Source organism: Mesorhizobium sp. M7A.F.Ca.CA.002.05.1.1 (genome assembly GCF_003998335.1).
GTDB lineage: Bacteria > Pseudomonadota > Alphaproteobacteria > Rhizobiales > Rhizobiaceae > Mesorhizobium.
In genome coordinates this window covers 1-2,794 of record NZ_RZQI01000792.1, presented here as the reverse complement: position 1 = coordinate 2,794, position 2,794 = coordinate 1, and the positions used below count along the sequence as shown (strand labels likewise).

Annotated in this window: 4 protein-coding genes; 2 read left to right on the top strand and 2 right to left on the bottom strand. The window is 61.4% G+C overall.

The window, feature by feature from the left end; translation table 11 throughout:
- Window positions 1–37 precede the first annotated feature (37 nt).
- On the top strand, window positions 38–751 hold the full coding sequence (locus tag EN939_RS28510; protein ID WP_127270448.1) for a gamma-glutamylcyclotransferase: 714 nt from the start codon (window positions 38–40) through the stop codon (window positions 749–751).
- Window positions 752–763: 12 nt separating this feature from the next.
- On the opposite strand, the gene EN939_RS28505 is transcribed toward EN939_RS28510, so the two are convergent.
- A complete protein-coding gene (locus tag EN939_RS28505) occupies window positions 764–1,570 on the bottom strand; it encodes an extensin-like domain-containing protein (RefSeq protein ID WP_127270418.1) in 807 nt (268 codons plus the stop codon).
- A 172-nt stretch (window positions 1,571–1,742) separates the two neighbouring features.
- Between EN939_RS28505 and EN939_RS28500 the strand changes: the two genes are divergently transcribed.
- Window positions 1,743–2,012: a hypothetical protein gene (locus EN939_RS28500; RefSeq protein WP_127270419.1), complete on the top strand. Its 270-nt coding sequence runs from the start codon at window positions 1,743–1,745 to the stop codon at window positions 2,010–2,012.
- 30 nt (window positions 2,013–2,042) lie between these two features.
- Here the strand turns inward: EN939_RS28500 and EN939_RS28495 are convergent.
- On the bottom strand, window positions 2,043–2,794 hold a 752-nt coding region (locus EN939_RS28495; protein WP_206528359.1), incomplete at its 5' end, for an extensin-like domain-containing protein.

Sequence of the window (2,794 nt, the reverse complement as noted above, 5' to 3'; positions counted from 1 at the left end):
GGTCTATCGTGGGCATCGTTTCCTCGCGGGGGCAGCAATGGAGCGGAAGCCGGCAGGCCGCAAGCCAATGGCGTTGACCGCCGAGCTTGTCGCGCAAGTTGAGCGTGTCGAGCCTGATCCCGGGCCAGAGCCCGGAACCAGCGAGCACACCGATGTGGAGTTCGATGGCCTGGTCGAAAAGCTGCTTTTGCAGCATCGTCCCGAGACGCTTTGGGTCTTTGCCTACGGGTCGTTGATCTGGAACCCCGAATTCGCCTATGTCGAGCAGCGCCCGGCCACGGCGCCGGGATGGCACCGCTCGTTCTGCCTGAAGCTGACCCGCTGGCGCGGAACCCGCGATTTGCCGGCCCTGATGCTGGCGCTCGATCGAGGCGGCAGCTGCAGCGGCATCGTCTATCGGCTGCCCGCGGAAGATCATTTCGGGCAACTCGGCCAGTTGATGCGCCGCGAGATCGATGCCAACCCGCCAACCAACGTGCCATGCTGGATCAAGGTCAAGACCAGGGACGGGCCGCTGCGTGCCTTGGCTTTCGTCGCCGCGCCGGACGGCAGCGCCTATGCCGGCCGGTTGCCGTTGGAGCAGGTTGCCGACACGCTGGCGCGGGCTGCCGGTCATTGGGGCTCTTCGGCGCAGTATTTGTTCAGGACCGTGAGCAAGCTTGAAGAGAGCGGCATCCGCGACCGGAATCTCTGGCGCATCCAGGACTTGGTTGCACGGCAGATCGCCGCTTCAACCGGTGGCGCCGATTAGGCTGATCTCTTCCTAACGGCAGGCGCGATAACCGTTTTTGCGGTTCTTGATGTCGAAATGGAAATGGTTGCGGTGGTCGTAATTGTAGCCGGGGCCGAGCACGGTGGTGAAGTACTGGCAGCCGTCGGCGCGCACATTGTTGAGGAAGCCGCGGGTGCGGAAAGCGAACAGGCCGGGCTTACGCACGTCAATGTCGTCGCCATTGTTGAGTTCGATGCTCATGACGTCGAGCGCATTTCCCTTGCCATGCTCGGACAGGACACCTTCGCCGGCAATCCTGCGGCAGGAATAGCTGGAGCCCTGGTGGATGGTCTTGACGCCGGAGAAATAGCGCCAGCGGGCGGAGGGGACGAGCTCGTTCTTCGTCCAGCCGGCAAAGGTGGCGGCCATGTCGCAGGTCAGGGTTGCCGCGGGTTTCATCTGGATGTTGCCGATGGCCGAAACCTTGACCGGATAATCGATGCCGCACTGGCCTTCATGGATCGGCGCCAGGTCGGTGTAGGCGACATCGAGACGCTTCAATTGCTGCCGGCAGTCGGTTTCGCTGGCCGGCATCTGCTCGACGGGCGACATCGGCTCGTCCATGCGCGGATAAGCGGCCTGCGTCATGTATGGATTGGAAGGGACAAGCTTCTGCATGCCGGCATATTGCGGCACGGCAGCCGTCTGCGCGCCGACGTCGACGGCCGGCTGCAGCGACAGCACACTGCCGGTGTTGCAGGCGGAAAGCGCCGCCAGCGCCAGGCCGGCGGTCAGCATTGCTGCATATTTTGTCTGGCGCGCGGTGGCGAAAAACACGGCCCGAAATTTGCCGGCCATTGGCGGAATCCCGTTGATGGATATCCGGCATTTTAACGATCAAGGGTAAAGGAAAACTCAGCGCCCGCGTTCATGCCTGCGGCCGAATTGCGGCACGCGGATCATCGGCGAGGGCAATTCATCTTCGACAAGGCGCCTACTAGTTTTATAATAATTGCGGTTGGAGGGGTAAATGTCGATCTGGCGTACGATAAAACGGTTCTTCACCGCCCGGGATCTGCGTGAAGTGTATGTAACTTTACGCAGGAGTCCCTATTCGTTTGCCTTTCTTCTGAAGCTGGACAGGGATCAGCAGAAGTATGTTGTGGTTCAATTCCGGCATAAAAGTTTCGTCCAAGAGACTTGCAGCATGAGTATCGAAGATTTTGATGATTTTACACGTGGTGTTTTGATCATGAGGGCCGAGATCGACAAGCCGCTCCCGCCGAGCGCTCTGCAATAGATTTAGCCCAATTCCTGAGTGCGCTTTCGGCTATTGGCAGAACGTCCCGCCATGCCGTCTCGGTTCGAGATCGAGATGGAAATGCAGGGAGTGATCGGCATCGGCGCCCGGACCGAGCACCGTCTTGAAGGGTCCACAGGCGGCCTTGCGCACGGCATTGAGGAATTTGGCGTCCTTCTCCGGCGGCGCCGGGCCGACCTCGATCTTCTTGCCGTCCGACAGCGTGAAGCTGGCGATGTCGAGCGCGTTGCCGAACGCGTGTTCCGACAGTTTTCGGGTGCCGTTGCGTGGCCGGCAGACAAAGGCCGATGCCTGGCCGATCGATTTCAGGTCCTCACCGAATTCGGCTTTCGCCGCCGGCTGGATGACATCGGCGGCAAAACGCGCCGTCGCCTCGGCCATCTTGCAATTGAGCTCGGTGCCGGGGCCGATGGCGACGGACTTTCCAAGGTTCTTCAGCACGATGGGGTATGGGATCGAACAGCCGATTTCGGGCTGGCTTTCCGCCTTGTGTTCTTCGAATTCGACGCCGAGCGTCTTCAGTCGTTCGCGGCAGGCGACTTCCTCGGCTGGCATTTTCTCGTCGGGCAGATCGGCCGAGCGCGGATCGGGCAGCATCTTCTTCTCGTCCGCGTCCGCCGGCTTTTGCGACGGCTGCGGGCCAACGTTGGGCGGCTGAGCCTCGGGCTCCGCGATGTCGGGTTTTGGTGTCGGCGTTGGCGCGACCGCGGGCGGCTCCGGTTCGCTTTCGGTATCGGTTGAGGGTTCGGGAACTGACGACT

Coding starts and splice junctions, on each gene's coding strand:
- EN939_RS28510 (WP_127270448.1), top strand. CDS start 38: ATGGAGCGGAAGCCGGCAGGCCGCAAGCCAATGGCGTTGACCGCCGAG.
- EN939_RS28505 (WP_127270418.1), bottom strand. CDS start 1,570: ATGGCCGGCAAATTTCGGGCCGTGTTTTTCGCCACCGCGCGCCAGACA.
- EN939_RS28500 (WP_127270419.1), top strand. CDS start 1,743: ATGTCGATCTGGCGTACGATAAAACGGTTCTTCACCGCCCGGGATCTG.